General features: G+C 65.3%; 26 protein-coding genes. 15 read left to right on the forward strand and 11 right to left on the reverse strand.

Going from position 1 to position 24,872, the window contains the following annotated elements; genetic code table 11:
* Nucleotides 1-88: 88 nt before the first annotated feature.
* Together JQ635_RS13485 and JQ635_RS13490 are read right to left on the reverse strand one after the other, a co-directional pair.
* Nucleotides 89-496, reverse strand: a complete 408-nt coding sequence (locus JQ635_RS13485; RefSeq protein WP_211410352.1) for a DUF4332 domain-containing protein — start codon at nt 494-496, stop codon at nt 89-91.
* 24 nt (nt 497-520) lie between these two features.
* The gene (locus JQ635_RS13490; protein ID WP_211410353.1) at nt 521-886 is read right to left on the reverse strand and encodes a DUF2267 domain-containing protein; all 366 of its coding nucleotides are present in this window, start codon (nt 884-886) and stop codon (nt 521-523) included.
* Between the two features lie 348 nt (nt 887-1,234).
* Here JQ635_RS13490 and JQ635_RS13495 point away from each other — a divergent pair, with 348 nt between their 5' ends.
* From JQ635_RS13495 to JQ635_RS13505, 3 genes are all read left to right on the forward strand, one after another.
* The gene (locus JQ635_RS13495) at nt 1,235-2,857 is read left to right on the forward strand and encodes a helicase HerA-like domain-containing protein (RefSeq protein WP_211410354.1); all 1,623 of its coding nucleotides are present in this window, start codon (nt 1,235-1,237) and stop codon (nt 2,855-2,857) included.
* A 133-nt stretch (nt 2,858-2,990) separates the two neighbouring features.
* On the forward strand, nt 2,991-4,319 hold the full coding sequence (locus tag JQ635_RS13500) for a glycosyltransferase family 87 protein (RefSeq protein WP_211410355.1): 1,329 nt from the start codon (nt 2,991-2,993) through the stop codon (nt 4,317-4,319).
* 24 nt (nt 4,320-4,343) lie between these two features.
* Nucleotides 4,344-5,738, forward strand: a complete 1,395-nt coding sequence (locus tag JQ635_RS13505; protein ID WP_211410356.1) for a M20/M25/M40 family metallo-hydrolase — start codon at nt 4,344-4,346, stop codon at nt 5,736-5,738.
* Between the two features lie 336 nt (nt 5,739-6,074).
* Here JQ635_RS13505 and JQ635_RS13510 read toward each other — a convergent pair whose 3' ends face one another.
* Together JQ635_RS13510 and JQ635_RS13515 are read right to left on the reverse strand one after the other, a co-directional pair.
* Complete coding sequence (locus JQ635_RS13510; protein ID WP_211410357.1) at nt 6,075-6,854, reverse strand: class II aldolase/adducin family protein; 780 nt, start codon at nt 6,852-6,854, stop codon at nt 6,075-6,077.
* A gap of 236 nt (nt 6,855-7,090) precedes the next feature.
* On the reverse strand, nt 7,091-8,740 hold the full coding sequence (locus tag JQ635_RS13515) for a glycosyltransferase family 39 protein (RefSeq protein WP_211410358.1): 1,650 nt from the start codon (nt 8,738-8,740) through the stop codon (nt 7,091-7,093).
* 312 nt (nt 8,741-9,052) lie between these two features.
* On the opposite strand from JQ635_RS13515, the gene JQ635_RS13520 reads away from it, so the two are divergent.
* A complete protein-coding gene (locus JQ635_RS13520) occupies nt 9,053-9,910 on the forward strand; it encodes a DUF308 domain-containing protein (RefSeq protein ID WP_211410359.1) in 858 nt (285 codons plus the stop codon).
* A 169-nt stretch (nt 9,911-10,079) separates the two neighbouring features.
* Nucleotides 10,080-10,493, forward strand: a complete 414-nt coding sequence (locus JQ635_RS13525; RefSeq protein ID WP_211410360.1) for a MucR family transcriptional regulator — start codon at nt 10,080-10,082, stop codon at nt 10,491-10,493.
* Nucleotides 10,494-10,615: 122 nt separating this feature from the next.
* On the opposite strand, the gene JQ635_RS13530 is transcribed toward JQ635_RS13525, so the two are convergent.
* Both JQ635_RS13530 and JQ635_RS13535 read right to left on the reverse strand, forming a co-directional pair.
* Entirely contained in the window at nt 10,616-11,044 is a 429-nt protein-coding gene (locus JQ635_RS13530) for a SufE family protein (protein ID WP_211410361.1), read from the reverse strand.
* Between the two features lie 69 nt (nt 11,045-11,113).
* Nucleotides 11,114-11,557, reverse strand: coding sequence for a DUF5330 domain-containing protein (locus JQ635_RS13535; RefSeq protein WP_211410362.1), 444 nt, complete (start codon nt 11,555-11,557; stop codon nt 11,114-11,116).
* Between the two features lie 411 nt (nt 11,558-11,968).
* On the opposite strand from JQ635_RS13535, the gene JQ635_RS13540 reads away from it, so the two are divergent.
* The 4 genes from JQ635_RS13540 to JQ635_RS13555 all read left to right on the forward strand — a co-directional run bounded on the left by JQ635_RS13540 (nt 11,969) and on the right by JQ635_RS13555 (nt 15,309).
* Complete coding sequence (locus tag JQ635_RS13540) at nt 11,969-13,834, forward strand: PAS domain-containing sensor histidine kinase (RefSeq protein ID WP_211410363.1); 1,866 nt, start codon at nt 11,969-11,971, stop codon at nt 13,832-13,834.
* The gene (locus JQ635_RS13545) at nt 13,827-14,546 is read left to right on the forward strand and encodes a peptidoglycan-binding domain-containing protein (protein ID WP_211410364.1); all 720 of its coding nucleotides are present in this window, start codon (nt 13,827-13,829) and stop codon (nt 14,544-14,546) included. Before JQ635_RS13540 ends, JQ635_RS13545 begins: the two co-directional genes overlap by 8 nt.
* A 156-nt stretch (nt 14,547-14,702) precedes the next feature.
* Complete coding sequence (locus JQ635_RS13550) at nt 14,703-14,912, forward strand: hypothetical protein (protein WP_211410365.1); 210 nt, start codon at nt 14,703-14,705, stop codon at nt 14,910-14,912.
* Between the two features lie 52 nt (nt 14,913-14,964).
* Complete coding sequence (locus JQ635_RS13555; RefSeq protein WP_211410366.1) at nt 14,965-15,309, forward strand: DUF1491 family protein; 345 nt, start codon at nt 14,965-14,967, stop codon at nt 15,307-15,309.
* Nucleotides 15,310-15,490: 181 nt separating this feature from the next.
* Here the strand turns inward: JQ635_RS13555 and JQ635_RS13560 are convergent, their stop codons facing one another.
* The gene (locus JQ635_RS13560) at nt 15,491-16,468 is read right to left on the reverse strand and encodes a DUF2336 domain-containing protein (protein WP_211410367.1); all 978 of its coding nucleotides are present in this window, start codon (nt 16,466-16,468) and stop codon (nt 15,491-15,493) included.
* 255 nt (nt 16,469-16,723) lie between these two features.
* Between JQ635_RS13560 and JQ635_RS13565 the strand changes: the two genes are divergently transcribed.
* Together JQ635_RS13565 and JQ635_RS13570 are read left to right on the forward strand one after the other, a co-directional pair.
* The gene (locus JQ635_RS13565) at nt 16,724-16,912 is read left to right on the forward strand and encodes a hypothetical protein (RefSeq protein WP_211410368.1); all 189 of its coding nucleotides are present in this window, start codon (nt 16,724-16,726) and stop codon (nt 16,910-16,912) included.
* A gap of 17 nt (nt 16,913-16,929) precedes the next feature.
* Nucleotides 16,930-17,691 carry a hypothetical protein gene (locus tag JQ635_RS13570; RefSeq protein WP_211410369.1) on the forward strand — a complete coding sequence of 254 codons (762 nt, stop codon included), beginning with the start codon at nt 16,930-16,932 and terminating at the stop codon, nt 17,689-17,691.
* Here JQ635_RS13570 and JQ635_RS13575 read toward each other — a convergent pair.
* Nucleotides 17,645-18,547, reverse strand: coding sequence for a LysR family transcriptional regulator (locus JQ635_RS13575; RefSeq protein ID WP_211410370.1), 903 nt, complete (start codon nt 18,545-18,547; stop codon nt 17,645-17,647). The two genes, JQ635_RS13570 and JQ635_RS13575, sit on opposite strands and share 47 nt — an antisense overlap.
* A 94-nt stretch (nt 18,548-18,641) precedes the next feature.
* Here JQ635_RS13575 and JQ635_RS13580 point away from each other — a divergent pair, with 94 nt between their 5' ends.
* Nucleotides 18,642-19,469 carry an MBL fold metallo-hydrolase gene (locus tag JQ635_RS13580; protein WP_211410371.1) on the forward strand — a complete coding sequence of 276 codons (828 nt, stop codon included), beginning with the start codon at nt 18,642-18,644 and terminating at the stop codon, nt 19,467-19,469.
* Between the two features lie 13 nt (nt 19,470-19,482).
* Here the strand turns inward: JQ635_RS13580 and JQ635_RS13585 are convergent, their stop codons facing one another.
* The 3 genes from JQ635_RS13585 to JQ635_RS13595 all read right to left on the reverse strand — a co-directional run bounded on the left by JQ635_RS13585 (nt 19,483) and on the right by JQ635_RS13595 (nt 21,729).
* Nucleotides 19,483-20,061, reverse strand: coding sequence for an amino acid synthesis family protein (locus JQ635_RS13585; protein WP_211410372.1), 579 nt, complete (start codon nt 20,059-20,061; stop codon nt 19,483-19,485).
* A 7-nt stretch (nt 20,062-20,068) separates the two neighbouring features.
* Nucleotides 20,069-20,932, reverse strand: coding sequence for a fumarylacetoacetate hydrolase family protein (locus JQ635_RS13590; RefSeq protein ID WP_211410373.1), 864 nt, complete (start codon nt 20,930-20,932; stop codon nt 20,069-20,071).
* Nucleotides 20,933-21,027: 95 nt separating this feature from the next.
* Nucleotides 21,028-21,729 carry an FCD domain-containing protein gene (locus tag JQ635_RS13595; protein WP_211410374.1) on the reverse strand — a complete coding sequence of 234 codons (702 nt, stop codon included), beginning with the start codon at nt 21,727-21,729 and terminating at the stop codon, nt 21,028-21,030.
* A gap of 120 nt (nt 21,730-21,849) precedes the next feature.
* Here JQ635_RS13595 and JQ635_RS13600 point away from each other — a divergent pair, with 120 nt between their 5' ends.
* The 3 genes from JQ635_RS13600 to JQ635_RS13610 all read left to right on the forward strand — a co-directional run bounded on the left by JQ635_RS13600 (nt 21,850) and on the right by JQ635_RS13610 (nt 24,868).
* The gene (locus JQ635_RS13600; protein WP_211410375.1) at nt 21,850-22,842 is read left to right on the forward strand and encodes a zinc-dependent alcohol dehydrogenase family protein; all 993 of its coding nucleotides are present in this window, start codon (nt 21,850-21,852) and stop codon (nt 22,840-22,842) included.
* A 15-nt stretch (nt 22,843-22,857) separates the two neighbouring features.
* On the forward strand, nt 22,858-23,760 hold the full coding sequence (locus JQ635_RS13605; RefSeq protein WP_211410376.1) for a VOC family protein: 903 nt from the start codon (nt 22,858-22,860) through the stop codon (nt 23,758-23,760).
* A gap of 130 nt (nt 23,761-23,890) precedes the next feature.
* The gene (locus JQ635_RS13610) at nt 23,891-24,868 is read left to right on the forward strand and encodes a tripartite tricarboxylate transporter substrate binding protein (RefSeq protein ID WP_211410377.1); all 978 of its coding nucleotides are present in this window, start codon (nt 23,891-23,893) and stop codon (nt 24,866-24,868) included.
* The last annotated feature ends 4 nt before the right edge of the window (nt 24,869-24,872 follow it).

Here is a 24,872-nt window from a genome sequence, read left to right on the forward strand (position 1 = left end):
CGTGGCCGCTCATCCTTCGAGGCTCCCCGCGCGACGCTACGCGCCGCACGTCTCGCACCTCAGGATGACGGGGATGGAGCGTAGCCGATCAATACGTGATCTTCGGCGGCAGCTTCTTGGCCTTGGCGATGATGTCGCCGACCGACTTCTCCGACGGCAGGATGCGGACGAGCTTCCTCTTCTCGTTGGCCTCGCGCATGCTCTGCGCCAACCTTGCCGGGTTTCGATAGGCGAGCTCGCGCACGGTGGTGACGCCGGCGGCGCGGACCAGGCCGACCTTGGCCCTGCCCATGCCGGGGATGCGCATGTAGTCGGAGACGTTGGCCCATTCCAGCAGCAATTGCTCGCTGATGCCGGTCTTGGCGGACAGCGCCTTGCGACCCTTCACGGTCGAGGCGGCCTCGAGCAGCGCCTCGGTCGTGCGGATGCCCTGCGCCTTCAGCTTGTTGGCGGCAAAGGCAGGCAGGCCCTCAATCTCGGAGATCGGATATGTCATGATACTCGATATGAAAAGCGTCGCTCAGGCGAATTGGCTGAGGCCCGGCGTCCCCGCGATGATCTTGCCCATCTGATCCGCTCCGATTTTGTCTCGGCCGTAGCGGAAAAGTTCACGGGCAATGGTCTGAATCTCGGACATGCCAAGTCCCAGCCCCATCAGACGCGTGCCGACCGCCATCAGGCCGCCGCCCATCAGCCGCGACAGTCCGCCGCCGCTCTTGGACGCCTCGATCGCCGCTTCCGCACCGGGAATCTGATTGATCAGGGCTTCGACGTTCTCGGAAGGGCCTTCGTTGCGCAGAAAGCCCAGGATAATGCCGACGGTCTTTTCGGCGACAGCACTATCTATGCTGGCGTTCGCCGCCAGCCGTCCGATCAGCTCGTCCATATGGCCTGCCCCTCAGCCGGTTCACATGCCGGAGTATTGTTTTCGAAAATGATCTTGAGCCGGTGCGATGTGAAATACAAGCGATGAACGCGACCAACGTCCGATTCACTCCCGAACGCGCGAAAAGTGTTGCAGCGATGCAAGAGCGGAGATGGAATCAGCAAGAAATTACCGCGGTGCGAACGCCTCGTTCCAACTTTCGGCTGATGTCGCCTGCATGTTTCCGACAATGTCGCATGCTCAGGCCGCGTTGAACGGTTTTAATCGGCGCGCGACATGCGTTAAACTAGGGAACTGGCGGATTTGGGTTTCGATACGCGAAACACCGCAGAGAGATCAGAGAGAATAATGACGGCACAGGACAGCAAGCTCGGCGACACTGACGACAAGATCTTCGTCGGCAAGGGAGACGAGCAGGCATGGCTGACGCTGGCGCTGGCCAATCGCCATGGCCTTGTCACCGGCGCAACCGGAACCGGCAAGACGGTGTCGCTGCAAGTCATGGCGGAAGGATTTGCGCGCGCCGGCGTCCCGGTCTTCGCCGCCGACATCAAGGGCGACCTCTCCGGCATCTCCGAGATCGGCGTACCGGCGGACTTCATCGTCAAGCGCGCCTCCGAGATGGGGCTGAAATTCCAGCCCGACCAGTTCTCGACGGTGTTCTGGGACGTGTTCGGCGAGCAGGGCCACCCGGTGCGGGCGACCGTCACCGAGATGGGGCCGCTGCTGCTCGCGCGCATGCTCGACCTCAACGATGTGCAGGAAGGCGTGCTTAACGTCGCCTTCCGCGTCGCCGACGACAACGGGCTGACCCTCATCGACATGAAGGATCTGCGCGCGCTGCTCGATGCCATCGTGCCGGAGGCCGGCAAGAAGGGGGCGGATGCCGAGGACAGCCCGCTGGGCGACATCAAGAAGGAGGCGCAGGGCTTCGGCAACGTCACCAAGGCTACCGTCGGCACCATCCAGCGCCAGCTCCTGGTGCTAGAGAATCAGGGCGGCACCAAGTTCTTCGGCGAGCCGGCGCTGGCGCTGAAGGACTTCATGAAGACCGATCGCGACGGCCGCGGCATGGTCAACATCCTGGTCGCCGACAAGCTGCTGCAGAGCCCGCGGCTTTACGCGACATTCCTGTTGTGGATGCTGTCCGAGCTGTTCGAGGAGCTGCCCGAGGCCGGCGACCTGCCGAAGCCGAAGCTGGTGTTCTTCTTCGACGAGGCGCATCTGTTGTTCAACGACGCGCCCAAGGCGCTGATGGACAAGATCGAGCAGGTGGTGCGGCTGATCCGCTCCAAGGGCGTGGGCGTCTACTTCGTGACGCAGAACCCGGTCGACGTGCCGGACCGCGTGCTCGGCCAGCTGGGCAATCGCGTGCAGCATGCGCTGCGCGCCTTCACCCCGCGCGACCAGAAGGCGGTCGCGGCCGCAGCCCAGACCTTCCGTCCCAACCCGAAGCTCGACACCGCCAAGGTGATCACGGAGCTCGGCAAGGGCGAGGCGCTGGTGTCCTTCCTCGAGGGCAACGGCACGCCGACGATGGTCGAGCGGGTGATGATCCGGCCGCCATCGGCCCGGATCGGGCCGATCACGCCGGAAGAGCGCAAGGCGATCATGGATGCAAGCCCGGTGAACGGCAAATATGACACCGCCGTCGATGCCGAATCCGCCTACGAGATGCTTCAGAAGCGCATCGCGGGCACCGCGGCCACGGCTGACGGTCCGGCCGGCGAAAGCGGCGGCGGCATCCTCGGCCAGATCGGCTCGATCGTCGGCACCATTTTCGGCACCAACGTCAAGCGTGGTCGCCTCTCGACCGGCCAGGTCATTGCGCGCGACGTGACGCGATCGGTCACCAACCAGGTGATCGGCGGGCTGGCCGCCAATGTCGGCAAGTCGATCGGCGGCCAGCTCGGCGGCTCGATCGGCCGCACCCTGGTGCGCGGTGCGCTCGGCGGGTTGCTGCGGAGATAGGCAAGAGGCCCGATTGGAAGCCATCCGCGGTCGAAAGCGGCCGCTTCACAGCGTGCACAAATTCAGGTGAGGGGGCTCTCCAAGTCTTCCGCGGTCTGCTACGTCCTGTGCCTTCGCCGGACCGGACCGCATTGTGACCTTGACCGACTCATTCCCCAAGCCTGATGCGCCGAGGCGCCTGTCGCTGCGTGCGCCGCTGGACCTGCTTTTCCTGTTCTGCTGCTTCATCCTGACCGCCGACGTCCTCGGGCCCGAGATCTTCGGCCACGGCAAGACCAAGGATTATGCGCTGTGGTATTGGGCCGGGCAGCAGGTGCTGCACGGCGGCTCGCTTTATCCCAGCGAGCTCAATCACCAGTTCGAATTCATCTATCCGCCGCTTCCTGCGATCCTGCTCGCGATCCCGAGCTGGTTCGGCAAGATCCCGCTCTACCTCGTGCTGTCGATCCTGAATGTGCTGGCGTGGTGGTACACCGGGACATTGTCCAACGCGATGACCGGCTCGGGCCGCATGGCTGGCCCCTGGCTTGAGGCACTGCCCGCTTTTGTCACCGTGACGTTCGTGTTCGACATGTTCGATCTCGGCCAGCCCAATCTCGTCCTGCTGGCGATGATGCTCTACGGTTTCTGGAGCCTGCAGCATCAGCGGGCCTGGCTTGCAGGCTTCATGTTTGCGCTCGCCACCGCCATCAAGGTGTTTCCGATCGCCGTGCTGCCTTATCTGGTCTGGCGGAGGAAGTGGGCTGCCGTCGCCGCGACGGTCGCCTTCACCGGCATCCTTCTTTATGTCGTGCCGGCCCCGATCCGCGGTTTCGAGCGCAATGCGGCCGAGCTCAAGACCTGGTATCAGGGCATGGTTGGGGCGAGCTCTGAAAAAGGCTTTGGCCAGCGCGATGAGCAGAACTGGTCGTGGGTCAACCAGTCGCTCATTGCCGTGACGCATCGCCTGGTCCGCCCGATCAACTATAATCAGGAGGATCCGAACAAGCCGCCGCGCACGATGAATGTCATCGACGTCGATTACAAAACGGCGAACCTGATCGTGCTGGCGGTCTCAGTCTTGCTCGGGCTCGGCTTCGTTGCGGTCATGCCGCCGCAACGACTGCGGACGGCGCGTTCGGACGCCGAGGAGCTCGGCATTCTATTCTGCCTGATGACGGTGGCATCGCCGCTGGCGCGGCAATACTACTTCATGTGGCTGTTCTTCCCGATGACGGTGCTGATGCATCGCGCCGCCTTCGACGAGCGGGCGAATGTGCGCCTGGGAACCTGGCTTGCGCTCGGCGCCGCCGGCATTCTCATGCTGCTGGCGCTGCCGTGGTTTCCCAATGTCATCCAGGCCTGGGGCAACAACCTCCTCGCGACCGCCGTTCTTGCCGGTACGCTCGCATGGCACATCCGGCATCCGCCGGTTGCTGCTGGCTCCGAGCCTGCGACAGCGCTAAAAGCGCAAGCACCTTGAGACTCAAAAGTCAGGAATCCGACCATGGCCAATGCGCAGCTTCAATCCGTGCTCGACCACATCGACAAGGATTTTGACAACAGCCTGGAGCGCCTGTTCTCGCTGTTGCGGATCAAGTCGATCTCCGCGGACCCGGCCTTTGCCGCCGATTGCAAGGCAGCGGCCGAGCATCTGGCCAAGGACATCGCAAGCCTCGGTGTTGCGACCGAAGTGAGGCCGACCGCCGGTCATCCCGCCATCGTCGGCAAAACCAAGGCAGGCGGACGGCCGCATGTGATCTTCTACGGTCATTACGACGTGCAGCCGGTCGATCCGCTCGATCTCTGGCACCGTCCGCCGTTCGAACCCGTCGTCACCGATCACGCCGACGGCCGCAAGATCATCGTCGCGCGCGGCGCCGAGGACGACAAGGGCCAGGTGATGACCTTCGTCGAGGCCTGCCGCGCCTGGAAGAAGGTGACGGGCTCGCTGCCGATCGACATCACTTTCCTGATCGAAGGCGAGGAGGAGGTCGGCTCGAAGAATTTCGTGCCGTTCATCGAGGCCAACAAGGACGAGTTTAGGGCGGACTACGTGCTGGTCTGCGATACCGGCATGTGGGACCGCAACACGCCGGCGATCACGACCTCGCTGCGCGGCCTGCTCTATGAGGAGCTGAAGATCACCGCCGCCAATCGCGATCTGCATTCCGGCGTGTTCGGCGGCAGCGCGATGAACCCGATCCGGGTGCTCACCAAGATTCTCGGCGGCCTGTTCGACGACGACAACCGCATCACCATTCCCGGCTTCTATGACGGGGTGAAGGACCTGCCGCCCGATATCCTGGAGCAGTGGAAGAAGCTCAATTTGACGCCGGAGATGTTCTTGAAGCCGATCGGCCTGTCGATCCCGGCGGGCGAGAAGGGCCGGCTGCTGATCGAGCAGGCCTCCTCGCGTCCGACCTGCGACGTCAACGGCATCCGGGGCGGCTATATCGGCGAGGGCTCCAAGACGGTGATCCCCTCGCATGCTTCCGCCAAGGTCTCGTTCCGCCTGGTCGAAGGACAGGACCCCGCGAAGATCCGCAAGGCCTTCCGCGACTATGTGACGGCGCGGCTTCCCGGCGACTGCAAGGTCGAGTTCGGCGACCACTCCGCTGCGCCCGCGGTCGCGCTCGACTGGAACATGAAGCCGCTCGCCGCGGCCAGCAAGGCGCTGGCGGAGGAATGGGGCAAGGAGACCGTGCTGATGGGCTCCGGCGCCTCGATCCCGATCGTCGCCGACTTCAAGCGCACGCTGGGCCTGGACTCGCTGCTGGTCGGCTTTGGCCTGGACGACGACAACATCCACTCGCCGAACGAGAAGTACGACCTCCGCAGCTTCCAGAAGGGCATCCGCTCCTGGGCCCGCATCCTCGCCGCGCTGGCGGAGGTGAAGTAAGGCGAGCTGCCGTAAGCACCAGTGCAGTGCCGTAGGGTGGGCAAAGGCGCAAAGCGCCGTGCCCACCATCACTCAGTGATTACGACGGAAGAAGACGTGGGCACGCTTCGCTTTGCCCACCCTACGAGACCTATCCCCGTCATTGCGAGCGCAGCGAAGCAATCCAGAAATCCCTCCGCGGAAACACTCTGGATTGCTTCGTCGCTTCGCTCCTCGCGATGACGAATGTGGCGACACCGCCGCACAAATAAAAACGCCGCCCGGAATTGGGCGGCGTTTCATTCCAAAAGGCGTAGAGGTTCGTTGAGCGCTACCCTACACCAAATCCGGAAAATCTCAAGACCGGTAGCCCGGATTGACGCGGTCGAGCTTGCGCAGCAGCGGCGGCCACACGAGGTTGTTCGCGCGCAGCTCGGCGCGGTCGCGGTTGGCGAGCAGCTCGGTGTTCTTCTCGATCGCGATCTCCTCGACCGGGTAGACCGGCGTGCCCAGCGCGCGCGTGCGCACCTGCATCGAGCAGGCGCGCTCGAGGTGGTACATGCGCTCGAAGGCCGAGGCGACCGAGCGGCCGACGGTCAGCGTGCCGTGGTTGCGCAGGACCATGTGGTTGTGGTCGCCGAGATCCTTCTGCAGCCGCGGCCGCTCGTCGTGGTCGAGCGCGATGCCTTCATAGTCGTGATAGGCGAGATCGTGGGTGACGAGCTGGGCGGTCTGGTTCAGCGGCAGGAGGCCTTCGGCGCTGCTCGACACCGCGGTTCCATCGAGCGTGTGGAGATGCAGCACGCAGATCGCGTCCTCGCGGACCTCGTGGATCGCCGAATGGATGGTGAAGCCGGCGGGGTTGATGCTGTACTCGCTCTCGGAGAGCTGGTTGCCGTGCAGGTCGACCTTGACGAGGCTCGAGGCCGTGATCTCCTCGAACATCAGCCCGTAGGGGTTGATGAGGAAGTGATGGTCGGGGCCGGGCACGCGCGCGGAGATGTGGGTGTCGACCAGATCATCCCAGCCATACAGCGCGATGAGGCGATAGCAGGCGGCAAGGTTGACCCGTTGCTGCCACTCGGCCTCCGTCATGTTGGAGGGCACTTCCCTCAGGCGGGTCTCTGCTGGTGACATGGCAATTCTCTCCGAACCTCGACGTTGCGGGAAGCGAGCCTAGTCTTGGGTGAGGCTGGCAGCAAGGCGGTCAAATCGCAGCAGCCAAGCGTCGCCCGCATGAGCGTAGCGATATGCGGGATTCATCGAGATCCCGGATGTCGCGGAGCCTGTCATCGGGCGGCGCTTCGCGCCGACCCGTTGGCTCATCCGAGCTACGCGACTGTCCCGAATTTTGGAACTGCAGGAGAAGAATCTTACGGCGCCGGGATCGACAGCAGGCTGGAAATGCTGCGGCCGCGGATGTCGTAGACGCGGGCGAACACCACGTCGTCGCGCTTGATCTCGACCAGGACGGGCGCGGTGAGGCCCTTGCAGTAGAACTCGCCGAGCGTCATGGCGAAATCAGCCGCGTTGGAATCCCAGCCGATGGTGAAGTCGGGGCCGAGCGCGACCTGCGCCGGGCGCTGCGGACCGCACACCGCGACCTTCCATTTGCGATTGACTGGCGGCACTTCCTGGCGCTCGACCAGCTGCTCGCGCAGCTCGTCGGAGGCCTGCTTCAGCGCGAGGCCCCAATAGTCCAGCATGAAGCGGTCGTCGGCGGCGCGCACGGTGCCGGCGATGTGGTTGAAGTGCGTGTACTGGTAGGGGTGCAGCCGGATCATCTCGGCGAGCGAGAGCGCAAGGCCGAAGCAGAAGGTGGCGAGCACCACCGGCTGCCAGGTGCGGTGGTTGGCGCGCAGGCGCTCCATGGTCCAGGCGAAGGCGACGCCGCCCAGCACCGCCATCGGCGGGATCACGAAGACGAAATGGCGGATGCCGTTGTAGAGCGCCGGACGCTTCACCATCGCGATCGCGAGCGGCAGGGTCGCAGCCAGCGTCAACATCAGCAGGATGGTCTTGCGGCGGGCCGGAACGTCGCCGCGCGGCAGCAGCGCGAAGGTGCTGACCACGGCGCCGCCCATCAGTACCAGCATCACCTCGGGCAGCTGCAGCGCGAACAGTGTCGGCAGATAGGACCAGGGCATGTCGGGCACGGACACGATCGCGCCGTCGAACATCTCCTTCCACGGCTTCTCGAAGAAGTGCGAGAAGTAGGTCAGCGCCTCGAAGGGATTGCCGGGCTCCATAATCGACCATGGCCAGATCAGCCCCATCACGAGATAGCCGACCACGAGGCCGGGCAGCAGCACATAGACGACATGGGCGAAGCGGCGGACCGACTCGCGCAGGCCTTCGGTGCGCAGTTCCTCCAGGAACAGCGGCACGAAGCCGAGGATGGCGTAGACCAGTGCGAGCCCGCCGAGAACGCGGCAGCCGAGCGAAAGACCGGCACCCAAGCCGACGATGAGGATCGTGCGCGGCGACGGCTGCGGATATTCCTCGGCGAGCCGGACCAGGCCCAGCATCAGGATGATCATGGCTACCGCGAAGGGCGCATCCTTCGGGTTCATGAACATGTGGCCGTAGAAGATCGGGCACAGCGCGAGCAGCAGGAGCGCGGCAAGGCCCGCAAGGGGGCCGCCGACGCGGCGGCCGAGCCGCCAGGTCACGGCAAGTCCGATCACCCCGACGATCGCACCGACCAGACGGCGCGTCTCGAACAGTTCGAGCGGGAGCACCTTGTGCAAGAGGGCCGCGACCATGTCGAAGCCGCCGCCATACATGTAGAGATTGGCGAAGGAGAGCGCCGCGGTGTCCTTGAAGCCGGAACCAAACATGCGCAGCAGCAGGTCGGCATATTCAGCGTGGGTGTAATCGTCCCAGCCGAGCCCGTAGTCGCGGAAGGTCAAGCCTGCAATCACGGCGACCGCGGCCAGCACCAGCATGGCGAGATCGTCGCAAGTCCGTTCGACCGAGCGCCGTAGAGGCGTGTCGATCGCCGAAGTCGTGATGGATGTCATGGCTATTGGTGACCCGGAATCCCCTCTTGGCCCTGCTGGTGCGCGTGGGCCACTTCCCCGGTCTCCCTATAGCGCAGTTCCATTACCAAGTAATTGGGCATTATGGCTAAATTCCTGATGCGACGCAGCAAATCCTTGCAACCGGGAGCAGACTAGCAATAGCGATCCGTAGCTGAAGGGAATGTGAATAAGTCCCTGATTTCCTTCTCTTTAGGAACGCTGACCACAATTCGCCGTTGGCGTGGAACGCCGTATGACGGTATCGTGGCGTGACGGGTGTCGCGTGTGGATGCGCGGCCGGGGGTGAGTTCAATGACCTTGGCAATGTTGATCGTGGGGATTGTCGCCGTGGTGGCGGGCCTCCTTGCGATCCTGTTTGGCTTCACCGTCAGGGAATTCAGTCTCGGCAGTACACTCATAATCTCCGGCACGATCGGCGTCTGCTCCGGGATGTTACTGGCCGGACTCCATCTGGTGCTGCTGGAGCTGAAGGGCATCGCCCGTCGGCTCGCGGGCGCACCATCCGAGGTGCGGGTCAGGCCGGTGCTGCCGGGCCTCGCGGTGCCGGGCGCGCCTTCGCCCGAGCCGGCGCCTGCTCCCGCCCTGCGGGCCGAACCGACGCCTCCGCCACCGCCGGCAACGGCGCCGCCATGGCTGGGCGAAGCACCAGCGCGGGAGCGTCCACGCGTCGAGCCGCCGCCGGAGCCGGTCGCCCCGACGCCTCCTGCGGCGCCGGAACCGCCGCGCCGTCGCAACCTGATGTTCGCCTCGACCTCGCGCAAGGAGCGCGAGCGCGCGGAGGCCAAGGCCGCCGAGGGCGCACCGTCGCCTGCGGAGCCCGCAGCGCCTGCGGCGCCGGACACCCCGCCTGCGAGCTTCGATGATGCCTGGCCGAAGCCGGATCGCATGCGCCCGCCGGAACCGCCGGCCGCCGCACGCCGTCCGCCCCCGCGCTCGCCCTCGACCTTCACCGAGGCTGCCCCGCCGCCTGCACCCGAGCCGGAGTCGGCGGCCGAGCAGCCGCCGGTGACGGTGCTCAAATCCGGTATCGTCGACGGCATGGCCTATTCGCTCTATTCCGACGGCTCGATCGAAGCGCAGATGCCGGAGGGCATGATGCGCTTTGCTTCGATCGACGAGTTGCGCGCGCATCTCGACCAGCGGTCCTGAGACCTGGTCCCGAGACCTGGGCTACGCAAGTAAAGCGCGACCGTTCTTGTCACGTCGTCAGTCGTCAGCCCATATTCGCCAGTCGTCGTATTTTCGCCGAACGTATTGTTGACACGGAATACTTTGGCGTCGTCAATCCCGCGCGGCGCAACAGGGAAGGGGCAAGCCCATGTCGGATGCCGGGGCTAAGAATTTCATCGAGCTGACGGCGAGCATCGTGTCGGCCTATCTCGGCAACAACCCGACGCCGGCCGCCGAGATTCCGAACCTGATCAGCCAGGTCCATGGCGCCCTGGTGCGGGTTTCGACGGGGCGCAGCGAGGCGGCGCCGCTCGAGCCGGCAAAGCCGGCGGTCTCGCTGAAGAAGTCGATCGCGCCCGACTATCTCGTCTGTCTGGAAGACGGCAAGCGCTTCAAGTCGCTGAAGCGCCATCTGCGCACCCAGTACAACATGACGCCGGAGCAGTATCGCGAGAAATGGGGTCTGCCGGCCGACTATCCCATGGTCGCGCCGAACTATGCGGTGGCGCGCTCGCAACTGGCCAAGCAGATGGGATTAGGGCAGCAGCGGAAGCGGAAGTAGTCCGTCCGCTCGGTCAGCTCTCGTAGGGTGGGCAAAGGCGCGAAGCGCCGTGCCCACCATCTTTCTCCAATCGCGTTGGAAACGTGGGCACGTTCCGATTTGCCCACCCTACGGCAGCGGCGTCACGTAGCTTCCGCCAGCGCCTCTTTCGCGTCGGTCTTGATGCGCTCGACCATCGAGCGCAGGCCGTTGGAACGCTGCGGCGTCAGATGATCGCGGAAGCCGAATTCGTTGAACACGGCGATCGCATCGGTCGCGAGGATTTCCTGCGGCGTGCGGCCGGAATAGAGCGAGAGCACGATCGCGACCAGCCCGCGCACGATATGGGCGTCGCTGTCGCCGCGATATTTCAGGATCGGAGCGCCATTGCTGCGGTCGATCAGCTTCTGCAGCCAGACCTGGCTGACGCAGCCCTGCACCTTGTTCTCGGCGGAGTGCTCGGCCTCCGGCATCGGTTCCAGGGTGCGGCCAAGCTCGATGACGTACCGGTAGCGGTCGTCCCACTCGTCCAGAAGCTCGAAATTGTCTCTGATTTCGTTGATCGTCGTCATATTGGCCCAAAGTTCCCGCTTACCGCCAATATAGGGACGCGAAGCCGTGAAATCGATAGGGTATGGGCCCTAATTCGCTGCCTGAGGGCCGCGCCATTCCAGCGCGAGGTCGTCCTGGGTCAGGGTGTCGCGCGGGCCCTCGCTCGCGGCCGCGTCGCCTTCGCCGGCCATCGCGATCGAGCCGGTGTGGTCGGGTGCCTTCTTATGGTCGTTCTTGGTGCCGTCGTTCTTGTCGTTGGTGATCTGCTCCTTCTTGTCGTTGATGATCTGATAGATCTTCTTCGCGCCGTCCTGGGCGCGCTGGCCGATGATGGTCGCGGCCTGGCCGCCGACCTCGCAGGCCGCCGGCTGGCGCTTGCAGAACTGGGTCACGTCGGAGACGGCCGCGGTCGCAGCCTGCACCGCGTCGGCGGCGCCGATCTGCGGCAGCTTCTCCGATTCGGGCGTCTTGTCCCTGGGCAGGAGCACCAGCACCAGCCCGAGCCAGAATGTGATGCGGAGCAGAAAGCGCATCTTGTCGACCTGTACGTTAGATCCCGCCGCGGCGATGTCCGCAGGGCGCGTCGGACCTAGCAACTCTCGATAAATCGCAAGTGATTGCCTTGAGCTTAATTCGCGGAAAATTGACGCAAAAAACTTTGCACACCCAGGTCTCGTAAATTTTCCATTGATGCCGGGGCCCCGTGACCTTCCGGGGCCGCGCGTCCACCATTTCGAAACCATGAGGCGGACGGCGAAACCCTGTGTTCACCATCCTCACGGAAGACGTCGTCAAATCGTCTAAAAAGCCCCGCGATGACACGGTGTCCGGCTGCACGCGTTGCCGCCTTAGCACTCGTTTAAGGTCGCTCTGACAGGTTGGCTCAACGATAAGGAGGCGTTCCGGCGCGTCTTCTCAGACGATTGAGCCGAAGCGCGAGACCCGTGACAGTTTTGAGTATCATCCGCGATTGTCTCGATGCGCTGCTGCATCCCTCCGCGCGTTACGATGCGCTGACGCGAGCACGCCATCGTGCCTTCATGGCGCCGCGCCTCTTGGGCAGCCTGGCAGCGTTTGCCGCATTCCCTGTCTATCTTGCCATGCGTGGCGCGCCGAGCGCGGTCGAGGTTGCGGCCTTTGCCTGGCTGATCGCGCCGATCATGCTGTCCTGGTTCCTGTCGCGGACCGGCCGTTACGAGGGCGCGCATGTGCTGTCCTCGCTGGCGCTCGCCGGCCTCATCATGGCGGTCGCCGTCACGACGGGCGGGATCGAATCATTTGCCGCGGTCTGGCTGGTCGTGGTTCCCCTCGAAGCTGCGCTGTCGGCCTCGCGGCGCGTCGCGGCCTTTGCCTCGCTGCTCGCACTGTCCTGCGCCGGGATGCTGATCCTGGTCAGCCAGCTCGGCTGGTTGCCGGTGGATGAGCCGAGCGCTGCGCAGCGCGGCGTGCTGATGGCCTTCGGCGTCGCCTCGGCCACTCTCTATGCTGCGGGCCTTGCCTTCGGCGCGGAATCGCTCGCACGCACCAGCGTCGCGCTGCTGTCGCGCGAGGAGGAGCGTTATCGCCTGCTCGCGCGCAACATGAGCGACGTCATCTCCCGGCATCAGCGCAACGGCGCGGTGCAGTTCATCTCGCCGGCCGCCGAGGCCATGCTCGGCCTATCAGTGACGCAGCTGCACGGCCACGGCCTGTTCGACCGCGTCCATGTCGCCGACCGTCCGGCCTATCTCACCGCGTTGTCGGATGCCGCGCGCGGCGACGTGCGCAGCGTCGAGTTCCGGTTGCGGCGCGAGCCTGCCAACTCGGAGCGCGGCCAAGTTGATTTCATCTGGGTGGAGATGCGATGCCGGCCGCTCGACCAGGATCGCGGCCGCGATCCCGCGCGCGAGGCCGAGGTCGTTGCCGTGATGCGCGACGTCACCGATCGCAAGCATTCCGAGCAGGCGCTCGATCAGGCCCGCAGCGCGGCGGAAGCCGCCGATGCCGCCAAGACGCGCTTCCTCGCCACCATGAGCCACGAGCTGCGCACGCCGCTCAATGCCATCATCGGCTTCTCCGAGATGATCGCGCAAGAGCAGACCCTGATGCTGGGTGCGGCCCAGCGCAGGGAATATGCCCAGCTCATCAACGATTCCGGCCAGCATCTGTTGTCGGTCGTCAACGGCATCCTCGACATGTCCAAGATGGAATCGGGCAACTTCGAGATTGCGTCGGAACCGTTCGCGCCGCGTGCCTCGCTGCTGCATTGCTGCAACCTGCTGGCGCTGAAGGCGCGGGAGAACGGCATCGACCTCGTCACCGACGCGCCGCAGGACCTGCCGGTCATGACCGGCGATCCGCGCGCCTTCAAGCAGATCGTGCTCAACCTCGTCGCCAACGCCATCAAGTTCACCGAGCGCGGCGGTCAGGTCTCCGTATCAGCCGCGGTGACCGGATCGCAGCTCACGCTGCGCATCAGCGACACCGGCGTCGGCATCGCACCCGACGATCTCAAGCGCATCGGCGCGCCGTTCTTCCAGGCCGGCAAGACCTATCAGCGCCGTCACGAAGGAACCGGCCTCGGGCTGTCCATCGTGAAGAGTCTCGTGGCATTGCATCTCGGCGAATTGACGGTACAAAGCCGGCTCGGTGAGGGCACCGCCGTCACCGTCAAGCTGCCGCTCGTCTATACGCCGCCGCAAGTCAAACCGGTCGAGAGCAAAGTCACGACCTTGACGCCGGTGTCGCGCCAAGAACTTCACAGAGAATCTCGCGAAGAACTCAACGATCAACGTCACGACCAACCCGCTCCGGTGAAGAAAAGTGCCTAAGAAGTCTGCCAAGGACGAAGCTGCTCCGCGCCGCCGTGGCGCCAAGGCCGGGGCTAAGGCTGCGGTCATCGATGTCGAGACCGAGCGTAACCTCGTGATGCGCGTGCTGCTGCACAGCCCCAAGGACACGATGGCCGGCCTCGTCGCCGTCGCCGCCATCGGTGCGATCGTCGCCAATGCGCTGTTCCTGCAGACCGGCCGGCACCCGGCGCCGATGTTCGGCACTGTGATCAATCTTCCCGCGCCGTCCTCGGTGCCGCTGTCCAATCCCATGCCGCGTCCGCGCCCGGTCGGCGCCGATACTTCGCCGCTCGAGCCGAGGGCGACCGAGTTTCGTGTCGAACCGAAACCGGCCGAGCGCGCCGCCGAGAAACCGGCGGAGAAGCCGGTCGAGGCGACCGCATCGACGCCGCGCCCGGGCAATGATCCCATGACCAATCTGGTCAAGGCGACGACCTCGACGCCGCCGTCTGCGATCCGTCCGCCGGCGCCGATCCCGCAGCAGAGCCCGGCCGCGCGGCGCATCGCCGGCGTGCAGCGCGCGCTGTCCGAATACGGCTATGGCAATCTGAAGATCACGGGCACGATGGGCGGCGAGACCCAGTCCGCGATCCAGAAGTTCGAGCGCGAGCACAAGATGCCGGTCACCGGCCAGGTCTCCGACCGCCTGCTGCGCGAGCTCGCCGCCGCAATCGGCCATCCCGTCGAATAGCTGCATTTGCAGTCGTCATTGACGCGGATCAATTGTCCGCGCAGCACCCGGCAGGTGCACGCCAGCCCTGCGCCGGCGTGATTTGTCCGGGATCAATGACTGTCGGTGCTATCAGGGAAGACGATCGCTCATCCTCATCAAGGAAGAGAGGTCATCATGTTCAAGGTCTCGATTCTCGTCTGGATCATGCTGGGCACCACGCTGGCGGGCGTCAGCCTGATCGTGGTGCTGATGGTGCCGAGCCTGGCCGCGGAGGCGATCAAGAACATCCCCTTTGCCGTCGCCTCGGGATTTGCGCTCGCAATGCCGCTGTCATACCTCGTCGCCCGCCAGATCGAGGGTGGGTCGGGCGCACGCAAGGCGTAACAAGCATAAGCCAGACTGGCGGTGCGCTTCGCGCTGGCCTATCGTCCGACTCATGCGTTTGAAATCCAACATATGGGTCGCGGCCTATTTGCGCCGCTGCCAGACCGAGGGCGTGTTCGGCGCGGTGCGCCGTCGCGGCGCCGAGGAGGCGGGTGCGGTGTTTGTGAAAGTGTCGCTGCTCGACGGCCATGCGATGCTCTACGTGCCGGCGCCGCAGACCGTCTATGACGACGGCCGCCCGGTCGATCGCTTCTTCGTGCCGGTTGCGCCGCAGCCGCTGCCGGAGCACGCGATCGAGGAACGGCTGACCAAGGAGCTTCGCTTCGATCCGGACGCCTGGATCGTCGAGACGGAGGACCGCGCGGGGCGGCACTTTCTGGAATTGGCGAAGGCCTGACTGCTGCTCCACCGTCATTGCGAGCGTAACGACTTGTCCGCCGAAGCTTTAGCGAAGGCGGAAGCAATCCAGGATCTTTCCGCAGAGGGACTCTGGATTGCTTCGTCGCAAGAGCTCCTCGCAATGACGAGCTTGAGGCACGTCCGCGCCCAACACTCAGCCGCGCGCGAGCGCGAGCCGATCAGTGCTCCGACGATCCGCCAGTCCCCGTCCGCACCGCAGGCGCGGAGCCGGGCTGCACGCCCGGCCGCGTCTGGCTTGCGCCCGCGCGGGCGCGCTGGCGTTCGCCGTCATGCAGGGATGACTGGTACTTTGCCCGCGTCACCGCGAGCGTCGAGCCGCGCCAGGCGGCGAGCATGACCAGCGCGGATCGGTCGTCGAGGCGGTCGTAGAGCCGCGACAGCCGGTACACCTCGTTCACGGAATTGCCGATCTCCGGCTTGAAGAACAGCAGGATGCGTTGGAAGTTCGGGCTCGGCATGTCGAGCGCGCGCGCAGCGACCGCGAGCGCTTCGCCGCCGGCATCGTCGACGATCTGCGCGGCGACGCGCGAGGGCAGGATCAGGCTGTCGCCGAGCTCGAGAGTGAAGTTCTCGACATCATTGGCGATCGCCGCCATCTCCAGGATATGGATCGCGCGCTTGGCGCGCACGGTCGGAATCCGCGGCGCGGCCTTCAGTGGCGTCTGCGCCAGATTGTGCAGGATCAGCGCGCGCTCGGAGGCGTCGGCACGGAAGAACATGTCGTGGATCTCGGCGGCGTCCTTCGGCTGCATCGCCATGTTCGCGGCCATGCGCTGCTCGGCCTCGGTCGGGGCGCGGACCGGGGAGGGGGCCGGCGCGGGTGCGGGGATTTCGCGCGCCAGCGGAACCCTGCGGCCTTCCTGGGCCGCGACCAGCCCGAGCTTCTGCAGCACCGGGACCGGCGTCTGCGGATAGACCGCGAGCTTCGCCTTGATGGCCGCGCGCGTCGCATCGTCGACCTGGTCGATCAGCCGCGTCGCAAGCTCGATGAACTGACGCTGTTCGTCGTCGCTATGGACGCGCGTCTGGACATAGAGGTCGGTCAGCACGCGCAGCAGCGTCGGCCGAACATCGACGCCTTCGCGACGGGAGAGGCTCATCAGCCCGTCGAATCCGGGAAACAGCGACTTGGTCATGGAGGCGTACGCAACTCGAAGAAGATACTTGCTGGGGGAGCCTAGCGCAGGTTCCTTTAAAGCCTCGTTAAGGAAAATGAGGCGTGAAGCCGGCCCTTAAATTTGAAGCTTTCTCGTGCCGCAACGGGACGGCGCGGCCGGCCCGTGCGGTTACGGTCCAAAGGGCATGTTTACACCCCGTTAACCATGAGCTGATCTTAATGATCGCCATGTTGCAGGGGCGTATTTGATCGCGCGGCAATTGAGAGAGCTGACATGGGGACCATCATCGAATTTCCGGCCGGTCGCCGGGTAGGCTCGTCGGGGGACGTCACACCGCAGGCGGACATGGGGACGATTCTGATCCTCCCGGTGATCCGCATCGAGCGCGAGAGCGACGAAACCAGCGGCGATCGCGGGCCGGAGCAGGGCACAGCGCCGGGGCGCCGTCGTCGCCGTCGCTAGGTCCGGCCTTTTTTGCAATGCCGGACCTCATCCGCCATATCCGGCCTTTCGTATCGGCCGTCCTGCTCGCGCTGCTCGGCGCGACGTTGGGCGCCTGCAGCGGCGGCGATTTCGGCCGCACCCGCGCCGACATGCGCAGCGACGACATGCATCGCTGGCTGGGCGCCGAGGCTACCGGCAGCGTCGGCCTGAAGCCTTCGCAATTCCAGCTCACCGACGAGGAGCGCCAGCTTCGCGACCTCGCCTATCCCATGATCGAGCCGCCGCTGTCGCGCCCGGCCTGGAAGAGCGTGTTCGGCGACTACAAGGCATTGCCGTCACCCTGGCGGCAGAAGATCGTGTTCGACCGCACCATGTACGGCCGCACGCTGATCGACGAGCCGCACCGCTCGCACTCCTCGCGCTATGCGCAGCTGATCGAGGACGTCCGCAACGACATCACCCGTTTCGAGCCGTTCTTCGCCAGCGCGATCCGCGTCATCGATCTCGACAGGAAGCGCGATGCCAGCATGGCGCGCGTCTCCGCGCTCTCGCCGCGGGAGAGGGACGATGCGGTCGCGCGCATGCAGGAGAACTCGCTGATCGTGCAGTGGGTGCAGCAGTGCCTGGAGCAGCGCGTCTCCTCCTACCGCTGGGCGCTGGAGCGCCTGGTGATCCAGGCGCCCGACGGCATGGCCGCCGATGCCGACCGCCTGATCGGCGAGCTCGCCGCCCAGACCGCCAACCCGCCGGTCATAAGCCAGCCGCCTTACGGCCGCGCGGTCGTCTCGAAGGGCTGAGCGCTTTGCGCGCAACGCGCCGGCCTGAAGTCCGATCGACTTTTCGCTGCTTCTGAAGCTTCGTGACAAAATCCTTCAACGCATCGGTTAACGGCACTGATGCGCGATAGGCCAGCCCCACCTCGCGCTTGACCTTGACCTCGATCTCGCGCACCGCGACATCAGGGTTGCCGCGTGCCACGCCTTCCGGGACGATGGCGATGCCGACGCCTGCGGCCACGAGCGCCATCGCCCAGTCTTCCGATTGCGCGATCGCCGCAGTCTGGCGCCGCTGCGCATTGCGGCCGAAGAATGCGCTCTGTTCGCAATGGCAGCGGTCGATCAGGGGCACGTCGGCGAGATCGGCGGTGCGGAGCTTCTCCTTCAGCGTCAGCGGGTGTGACGGCGGCAGCGCCGCGACATAGCGCTCACTCCACAGCGCGACGAAATGTTCGTCATCGCGCAGCATGGTCTTGGCGATGATCCGCGCATCGGCGCGCTCGTCGCTGCCGACGAGGCGGAGCGCAACGTCGCTGCGCGCCGTCAGCGGCTTGAGCAGCGCGATCGTCCGCGGCACGTCGAGCGTGCGCATCAGGCCCAGCGTCACCGTAGTTTTTGTCGCCGGCTTCCTGAACAGGCTGCGCGCGGCATCGGCCTCGTCGATGATGCGGCGGGCGAGGGTGTGAAACTGCTCGGCCGAGGCCGTGGGCGCAACGCCCTTCTTGTGCCGGATGAACAGCGTGGTGCCGAGCTCGGCCTCCAGATTGGTGATCGCGGTCGAGATCGACGGCTGCGACACGAAGCAGGCGCGCGCCGCGGCAGTCAGATTGCGCTCGCGGTAGACGGCGGCGAAGTAGCGAAGCTCGCGGATGTCCATAGGATATACCTAGAGATAATATCAATATTCGATATTTTACCTATGGATTACGTGGTGGCAAGAACCCGCCTGTCACAACAGGCGAGGGTCATCCATGAAAATCCACCATCTCAACACCGGCACGATGTGCCCGGTCGGACGCCGCCTGGTGAACGGCACCGGCAGCCTGTTCCAGCGCGCCCGCATGGTCTGTCATTGCCTGCTGGTCGAGACCAATGACGGGCTCGCCTTGGTCGACACCGGCATCGGCCTCGGAGATATCGCAACGCCAGAGCGGCTGGGACGGCGATGGGTACGCCAGACCGCGCCAACGCTCGATCCTGCGGAGACGGCGGTGCAGCAGGTCGAGGCACTTGGTTATTCACCCAAGGACGTGCGTCACGTGCTGCTGACGCATCTCGATCGCGATCACGCCGGCGGCGTGCCCGACTTTCCCGACGCCACGATCCACGTCCACCGCGCCGAACACGACATGGCGGTGCTGCGCAAGCCGGCGCCACCCGAGGGGCGCTACGTCACCGGGCAGTGGAGCCACGGACCGCGCTGGCAATTCTACGGCGAATCCGGCGAGGACTGGTTCGGCTTCAAGGGCGTGCGCGCGCTCGGCGACAAGGAAGCGGATGTGCTGATGATCCCGCTAGCCGGCCACACGCTCGGCCATTGCGGCATCGCGGTGCGCTCGGGCGATACATGGCTGCTGCACGCCGGCGACAGCTATTTCCACCACGCCCAGCTCGACGCGTCGCCGCGCGTGCCTCTGGTGCTCGGCTATTTCCAGCGCCGCGGCGACATGGATCGCAAGATGCGGATCGCGAACCAGGCGCGGCTGCGCGCGTTGAAGCTGAACCATGGCGACCGCGTGAGGATCGTCAACAGCCACGATCCCGCCGATTACGAGCGCTGCCGCTGCGGCGCGCATTGAGCGCGCCGGCGCGTCACCGCTGCCCGTCGTGCACGGAGATCTCCGACGCCTTGAGGCCGCCGATGCGCGCATGCGGCCTACCGCCGGTCGCCATCACGAGGCCGAAGGCGATCTCGTCACGCCGTGGCGCATCCCACAGCGTCATCTCCGCGGTGCCGAAATGGCTGCGGACGTAGGACGCGTGGATGTGACCGAGCGGCACCATCAGGCGCGTGCCGGGCCCGCCGATGGTCTTCGCGGCAGGCACGATCGCCTTAGGTTGACCAAGCACCTCGCGCATGCCGTGGCCGCCGGCCTCGTGCCAGACGGCGCCGTGCTCGAGCTCGCCGTCCTCGCCGACGATGATGCCCTTGCCATAGGCTTCGATCCGCGATGCGCCGCCGAGCTGCGCGATCAGCCCGGTTGCAAGCTCGCGTCCGAGCTCACGCAAGGAGGCCTGGAACGGCATCAGATCTGGCTCATAGCGGCCGGCGAAGGGATTGCGGATCACTGCGACCGCGGTCCCCACCAGAAGCGGCTGCTCCAGCCGCGGGCCGCGCTCGTGCCAGACGGTCTCGACGCTGAGCGCGGTCTTGCGAATGTCGTAGGACATGCGGGTCTTACGCCTCGTCCACGACGGGATTGCGGAGCACGCCGATATTCTCGATCTCGACCTCGACCACGTCGCCGGCTTTAAGGAAGATCGGCGGCTTGCGGGTGAAGCCGACGCCGGCCGGCGTGCCGGTGGCGATGACGTCGCCGGGCACGAGGTCGAAGATGGTCGAGCAATATTCGATCAGCCGCGGGATCGAGAAGATCAGCATCGAGGTGTCGGAGGACTGCACGGTCGCGCCGTTGACACGCGTCTCCAGCTTCAGCCTGGTGGGATCGCCGATCTCGTCAGGCGTGACCAGCCACGGTCCGAACGGGCCGGTGCCGACGAAGTTCTTGCCGGAGGCGATCTGCTGCGCATGCCGCTGCCAGTCGCGCACGCTGACGTCGTTGTAGATCGAGTAGCCCGCGACGTGATTCCAGGCGTCGGCCTGGCTGATGTGGCGGCCGCCCTTGCCGATGACGACGGCGAGCTCGCCCTCCCAGTCGAAATTGTCGGAGACCTTTGGCCGGATCACCGGCGCGTTGTGCGCGACTTGCGAACGCCAGACCCGCAGGAAGATCGGCGGAAACTCCGTGATCTCGCGCTTCATGCCGAACGCCACCGCCTCGTTGTGGTGGTCGAGATAGTTGCGCACCGCGCAGACGATCTTCTCCGGGCGCGGGATCACCGGCAGATATTTGACGTCGCTCAGCGCCAGCGTGGGCTTGTGCGCGGCGACGATGGCCGCACGGCGCGCAAAATCGTCGCTGCCGAGAAAGTCCGCCAGCGTCGGATACTGGGGCAGGGCGCGGCCGAGATCCACCACGCCGTTTTCGACAACGGCGCCCCAGCTTTCCCGATTTCCGTCCAAGAACGACAGCAGCTTCATGGTTTCGCCCCAAGGGTTTCAATTTTCGATCTTCTGTATTATTTTCGAAAATGAGGCAGCGCGCAAGTCCGCCGTGCGTGAAATTGCCGGCGTGCCTATTCGGCGTCGAGCAGATGGCCGGCGTATGTCGCGACGTTGTCGGAGGTCGAGCGGATGTGCGCCTCGATCAGTTGCACGGCGAGATCGGCATTGCGCGAGATCGCGGCCTGCATGATCGCCTGGTGCTCGCCGGCCTTGTCGCGCGGACGCGGCCGGAAATTGGCGGAGAGGTGCCGGTAGCGCTCGGCGCGGTCGAACAGCTCGGCGCGAATGGCGAGCAGCGTTGCCGAGCCGCAGGCGGACACCAGCGCCTGGTGGAATTGGCGATGGGCAATCTTCCATTCGGGATCGCGCAGGGGATGCTCGGGATGGCGCTGCTCGATCCGCTTCAGGCGGTGCAGCGTCGAGATCACGGCGATTTCCCAGTCATCGTCGCCCCGCTCGATCGAGCGGCGGATCAATTCCACCTCGATCAGCACCCGGGCGTCGGTGACCTCCACCAGATCCTGGCGGCTGACCGGCGCCACGCGAAATCCGCGCTGCTCCTGGGCGTCGACGAGACCTTCGGCGGCAAGCGCGGTCAGCGCCTCGCGCAGCGTCGTAAAGCTCGCGCCAAAGCGTTCGCGCAGCACGTCGAAGCGCAGCGGCTCGCCGGGCGCAAGGCTGCAGGCGATGATCTCCTCGCGCAGCCGATGGGTGATGTCGGCGGCGATGGTCTTGCCGAATTCCTTGCGGGGACGAATGGCGCTTTCGGACATGGCTCAGCCAATGAATCGATGCCTCAACATGCCGCGGCAACGACCATCTTGCAATAATTTTCGTAAACGGTATGATTTTCGAAAATATGGTCTCTGAAGGCGTCTGGGGAGCATGAACAGATGAGGGCAGTGCTGGTGCGTCAGCCGGGCGGGCCGGAGGCACTTGAGGTGGTCGAGCTTCCGGTGCCCGTACCGGGTGCTGGGCAGGTGCAGATCCGGGCCGAGGCGTTCGGGGTCGGGCAGCCTGACGCGCTGATCCGGCGCGGCGTTTACAAATGGATGCCGCCGCTGCCGGCCAATCCCGGCAACGACGTCGCCGGCCGCATCTCCGCCATCGGGCCCGGTGTCGAGGGTTTTGCCGTCGGCCAGAAGGTGCTGCTGAGCGCGCGCGATCTGTCCCAGCGCGGCGGCTGCTACGCCGACTATGTGGTCGCACCTGCCGATGCCGTTCACGCGCTGCCCGACCATGTCGATCTGCAAGCGGCCGTGTGCCTGTCGAACTACCAGGTGGCCCAGGCGCTGCTGCAGGAGTGCGGCCATCCGCGCGCGCCCAGGAGCGTTCTGGTGATCGGCGCTGCCGGCGGCGTCGGCACCGCGCTGGTGCAGCTGGCCAAGCTCGCCGGGATGACCGTGATCGGCACGGTCTCGACCGAGGAGAAAGCCGCGTTCGCGAAGGCCAACGGTGCCGATCACATCATCTTCTACCGAAGCGAGGATGTCGTGGCACGGACGCGCGAGCTGACCAAGGGCGAAGGCGTCGGCCTCGTGCTCGATCATGTCTGCGGGCCGGAGTTCACCGCCTATCTCGGCGCGCTCGGCAAATGGGGCACGCTGCTGTCGTACAACGCCTTCGCCGGATTGCCGGAAGAGAATCTGATGGCGGCGATGCGCAATCATCTCGACATCTGTCCGGCCGTGCGCTGCTTCTCCTTCCACATCTACGACCACGATCGGGACGGCCGCCGCGCCCTGATGCGCAGCGTGATCGAGGCGCTGAGCCGCAATGCGATCAAGCCGGCGATTTCGGCGGTCTTGAGGCTCGACGAGGTCAGGAAAGCGCATACGCTGCTGGAGCAGGGCTCCGCGCTCGGCAAGATCATCATGACGCCATGAGGGGGGGATCGCACGATGACACAAGCACCCATTGCACGCTTCACCCGGCTGCGGCACGCGACCTTCACCTCGCCCGATCCCGAGCGGCTGCTCGACTACTATCGCGGCGTGATCGGTCTTGGCCTCGTCGGCCGCGACGGAGACCGCCTGTTTCTCGCCAACGATTCCGAGCAGCTCTCGCTGGTGATCGAGCCCGGTGACGCCGCGCTGAAGAGCATTGCCTTCGAGATATCGCCCGATGTGCAGATCGAGGCGCTGGGCGCCGCGCTGAAGCAGGCTGACTTACGGCCCGAGCTTCACAGCGATTCCCTGCCGGGCGTGTCCCGGCTGCTGTCCTTCAGCGATCCTGAAGGCACGCGCTTCGAATTGATCCAGGGCTGGACGCCGACGCCCGCGCAGGAGCGGATCAGTGGGCTCGCGGTCGCCAAGCTCGGCCACGTCGCGCTGCGCACGCCCGATCCGAAAGCCGCTTCGGAGTTCTACGCGAACCTGATGGGCCTGCGGGTCTCCGACTGGATCGAGGACCGCTTCGTCTTCATGCGCAGCGGCTTCGAGCATCACACGCTCAACTTCGCCCGCGCGTCCGTCCGCAGTCTTCATCACTTTGCCTTCGAGCTGCGGGGCCCCGACCACATGCACCAAGCTTGCGATCATCTCGCACGGCACAAGCTGCCCGTGCTCTGGGGACCGGTTCGTCACGGCCCCGGCCACAACACCGCGATCTATCACCGCAATCCCGACGGCCATCTGGTCGAGCTGTTTTGCGATCTCGACCGCATGACCGACGAGGCGCTCGGCTATTTCGAGCCGCGGCCATGGCACCGCGATCGTCCGCAGCGGCCAAAGGTCTGGGTCGGCCTGCCGCGCGACGTCTGGGGCATGCCGCCATCGCCTGAATGCACGGAGTTCGCGCGTTAGAGCATGATCCGGAAAAGTGTGAAGCGGTTTTCCGAATAGATCATGCTCACACTTTAACGGCTTCGATCGCGACTTGAAGACGCCGCACGCGCTGCGGCCAACGATAGAACAATCAAAGGGAGAAGCATCCATGCTCTGGATGAAGCGGCTTGCTGCGGCCATTTTTCTGCTGGGCAATTGTCTCGCGACGACGCCGGTATCGGCGGACACTTATCCATCGCGCCCGATCCGGCTGCTGCACGGATTTGCCGCGGGCGGTGCGGCCGACACGCTGTCGCGCATCATCGCCGACGGGCTCTCGAAGAAGCTCGGGCAGCCGATCATCGTCGAGGCCAAGCCCGGCGCGGGCGGCAACATCGCGGCGGATGCCATCGCGAAAGCCGCGCCCGACGGCTACACGCTCGGTCTCGTCACCGGGGCGCATGCGATTTCGGCTGCGACCTACAAGAGCCTTGCCTACCAGCCGGCCGAGAGTTTCGACATGATCTCGACGCTGGTCTATTACGCGCTCGTCATTGCCGTGCGCAACGATCACCCCGCGAAGTCGCTTGGCGATCTCATCACGATCGCGAAGGAGAAGCCGGGCGCGCTCAGTTTCGGATCGGTCGGCTTCGGCAGCACGCATCATCTTGCCGGAGAGCTGCTGAACGCGGCGGCCGGCGTCGAGATCGTGCACGTGCCGTATCGCGGCGATGCGCAGTCCGTCACCGCGCTGCTCGGCGGCGAAGTCCCCATCATTGTCGGCACGCCCGTGCTGCTGGCTCCGCAGATCCAGGGCGGCGCGATCCGCGGCCTCGCGGTGACCTCGCCGACGCGCACGGCCTTGTTGCCTGATGTTCCGACCGTTCAGGAAGCCGGCATCAAGGGCTACGACGTGCGCACCTGGGCAGGGCTCCTGGCTCCGAAGGGCACGCCGCCCGCGATCATGGCGACGCTCAATGCTGCGACCCTCGAGGTGCTCAAGGACCCCGACATCAAGCAGCGCCTGGAGACCGCCGTTGGCGGCGAGGTCCGCGGCAGCTCGCCGGCGGAGATGAAGGCGCTGATCGAGACCGAGATCGTCAAATGGACCGGCGTGGTGGAGCGGGCGAAGCTCCCGAAGATCTGAGCTG

Origin of the sequence: Bradyrhizobium iriomotense, from assembly GCF_018130765.1 — a bacterium.
In the GTDB taxonomy this organism is placed as follows: domain Bacteria; phylum Pseudomonadota; class Alphaproteobacteria; order Rhizobiales; family Xanthobacteraceae; genus Bradyrhizobium; species Bradyrhizobium iriomotense_A.

Coding starts and splice junctions, on each gene's coding strand:
- JQ635_RS13485 (WP_211410352.1), bottom strand. CDS start 496: ATGACATATCCGATCTCCGAGATTGAGGGCCTGCCTGCCTTTGCCGCC.
- JQ635_RS13490 (WP_211410353.1), bottom strand. CDS start 886: ATGGACGAGCTGATCGGACGGCTGGCGGCGAACGCCAGCATAGATAGT.
- JQ635_RS13495 (WP_211410354.1), top strand. CDS start 1,235: ATGACGGCACAGGACAGCAAGCTCGGCGACACTGACGACAAGATCTTC.
- JQ635_RS13505 (WP_211410356.1), top strand. CDS start 4,344: ATGGCCAATGCGCAGCTTCAATCCGTGCTCGACCACATCGACAAGGAT.
- JQ635_RS13510 (WP_211410357.1), bottom strand. CDS start 6,854: ATGTCACCAGCAGAGACCCGCCTGAGGGAAGTGCCCTCCAACATGACG.
- JQ635_RS13515 (WP_211410358.1), bottom strand. CDS start 8,740: ATGACATCCATCACGACTTCGGCGATCGACACGCCTCTACGGCGCTCG.
- JQ635_RS13520 (WP_211410359.1), top strand. CDS start 9,053: ATGACCTTGGCAATGTTGATCGTGGGGATTGTCGCCGTGGTGGCGGGC.
- JQ635_RS13525 (WP_211410360.1), top strand. CDS start 10,080: ATGTCGGATGCCGGGGCTAAGAATTTCATCGAGCTGACGGCGAGCATC.
- JQ635_RS13530 (WP_211410361.1), bottom strand. CDS start 11,044: ATGACGACGATCAACGAAATCAGAGACAATTTCGAGCTTCTGGACGAG.
- JQ635_RS13535 (WP_211410362.1), bottom strand. CDS start 11,557: ATGCGCTTTCTGCTCCGCATCACATTCTGGCTCGGGCTGGTGCTGGTG.
- JQ635_RS13550 (WP_211410365.1), top strand. CDS start 14,703: ATGTTCAAGGTCTCGATTCTCGTCTGGATCATGCTGGGCACCACGCTG.
- JQ635_RS13555 (WP_211410366.1), top strand. CDS start 14,965: ATGCGTTTGAAATCCAACATATGGGTCGCGGCCTATTTGCGCCGCTGC.
- JQ635_RS13560 (WP_211410367.1), bottom strand. CDS start 16,468: ATGACCAAGTCGCTGTTTCCCGGATTCGACGGGCTGATGAGCCTCTCC.
- JQ635_RS13565 (WP_211410368.1), top strand. CDS start 16,724: ATGGGGACCATCATCGAATTTCCGGCCGGTCGCCGGGTAGGCTCGTCG.
- JQ635_RS13570 (WP_211410369.1), top strand. CDS start 16,930: ATGCCGGACCTCATCCGCCATATCCGGCCTTTCGTATCGGCCGTCCTG.
- JQ635_RS13575 (WP_211410370.1), bottom strand. CDS start 18,547: ATGGACATCCGCGAGCTTCGCTACTTCGCCGCCGTCTACCGCGAGCGC.
- JQ635_RS13580 (WP_211410371.1), top strand. CDS start 18,642: ATGAAAATCCACCATCTCAACACCGGCACGATGTGCCCGGTCGGACGC.
- JQ635_RS13585 (WP_211410372.1), bottom strand. CDS start 20,061: ATGTCCTACGACATTCGCAAGACCGCGCTCAGCGTCGAGACCGTCTGG.
- JQ635_RS13590 (WP_211410373.1), bottom strand. CDS start 20,932: ATGAAGCTGCTGTCGTTCTTGGACGGAAATCGGGAAAGCTGGGGCGCC.
- JQ635_RS13595 (WP_211410374.1), bottom strand. CDS start 21,729: ATGTCCGAAAGCGCCATTCGTCCCCGCAAGGAATTCGGCAAGACCATC.
- JQ635_RS13600 (WP_211410375.1), top strand. CDS start 21,850: ATGAGGGCAGTGCTGGTGCGTCAGCCGGGCGGGCCGGAGGCACTTGAG.
- JQ635_RS13605 (WP_211410376.1), top strand. CDS start 22,858: ATGACACAAGCACCCATTGCACGCTTCACCCGGCTGCGGCACGCGACC.
- JQ635_RS13610 (WP_211410377.1), top strand. CDS start 23,891: ATGCTCTGGATGAAGCGGCTTGCTGCGGCCATTTTTCTGCTGGGCAAT.